The sequence below is a fragment of the Candidatus Frankia nodulisporulans genome, from assembly GCF_902806475.1.
Classification (GTDB): Bacteria; Actinomycetota; Actinomycetes; order Frankiales; family Frankiaceae; genus Frankia; species Frankia umida.
On sequence record NZ_CADCWS010000474.1, the window covers coordinates 1 to 1,412 of the forward strand.

A 1,412-nucleotide genomic window follows, 5' to 3' on the forward strand; every position below is an offset into this window, starting at 1 on the left:
TGGATCTCCCCGCCGTCGAGCAGGCGGCCACCGTCATCCACGAGGGTTCGATGGACGACTGCCTGCCCACCTACCAGGCCCTCGCCGTCTGGATCGAGAACGCCGGCTACCGCGACGCCGGCCCCGGCCGCGAGATCAGCCTCGCCTGCTCCCCCACCGACCCCGATTCCTGGATCACCGAGATCCAGCAGCCCGTCACCCGCGCGTAGCACCCCACCGGACCCCACCGAGAGGAACGCGCCACCCCCTTCCGTGGCGCGGAGCCGTCCATCACCGCGGGGTCAGGCATACGGCCGGGGTGTGAAGGTGGACGCGGCGGGCGGTGCGGACCGCGGTGCCCTTTCTCGTGTGGGGATCGTCAGCTCGTCTCCGCCTTCCCGTGCCGCCGGCGGCGCGGGTCGTGCGGTGTCGGCGGCGGCTTTGAGTCGGCGGTAGATCTCCGCGGCCAGGGCCTGGGTGTGGCGGGGTTCGTGGTGACGCCGGAAGGTGTCACCGGCGACGTTGAAGTAGGTTCCGGCGCGTTCTCGGCGTTCGGTGAGGTTCAGCGGCCGGCGGGTGGCGCCTCGAGGTCGAGCAGCGCCCGCAGCACGTCGCAGTGCGGGGAACGCAGCGAGGCGACAGCGGACACGAGGAGCCGATGTGCCCGCTGCGCCCGGTACACCGGATGCTCCCCGTCCCCGTGAGGGCGCCCCGGGGCGAGCAGGTCCAGCAGCTCGGGCTGGTCGAGCAGGTCGGTAGGCAAAGCGATCCCCGGCCGGTAGGCGCGGGCCAGCAGACGGCCGAGGCGTGCGGGGTCAAGGTCGCTCATGCGGCGCTCTCCTGAGGGCGAGCTCATACGGGCGGGATAACGCTGCCCGGACCTGATGGTGGCAGCCAGCGGCCGGCGGTGTTGCCGGGTTCCCGCCAGGTTGACGCCGGATTGTGTGCCCGGACCGCCAGCACCACGACCAGCAGCTACTCGGTGCCGGGTTCCCGCCGAGACCACGCCGCCTGGGGTTCGGGACATCCGACGGGATAGCGCCGGGTTCGTGGACTGCGCTGCCGCCCTCGGGCATGGAAACCTCCGAGGGTTGGTCCGGCCCGCGGTGGACGCCGGCGAGCCGGGTCCGGGTGCGCGGGTTCCGCGTCTCGGGACGGCCGGCGTACGGGACCACAGCGCATCGCTCGTCACCAGCACGCCACATCCACAAATTCGTCTAAATGGGTTGACTTGCAGACGCTGTGTGGTCAAGCGTATGCAAGTGCAGGCGATGCGTGCACGGATCATCTCTACGGGCGACGGAGGCGTGGGCGAGATCGTGGTGATGGCTCCCCACAGTGACAGCACTGCTGACTCCTGGTCGCATCAGGTCGCTGACAGTGACTATGCGCTGGTGTCGCCTCCGGGTGGGAGCGTGCCGTTCGTGCCGGCC

At 70.8% G+C, this 1,412-nt stretch carries 2 protein-coding genes; one reads left to right on the forward strand and one right to left on the reverse strand.

Annotated features, from left to right (window positions below):
- The coding region (locus G6R24_RS20915) for a GyrI-like domain-containing protein (RefSeq protein WP_163550829.1) at nucleotides 1–209 on the forward strand (209 nt) is incomplete at its 5' end.
- 332 nt (nucleotides 210–541) lie between these two features.
- Here the strand turns inward: G6R24_RS20915 and G6R24_RS20920 are convergent.
- Entirely contained in the window at nucleotides 542–808 is a 267-nt protein-coding gene (locus tag G6R24_RS20920) for a hypothetical protein (RefSeq protein ID WP_163550830.1), read from the reverse strand.
- Nucleotides 809–1,412 lie beyond the last annotated feature (604 nt).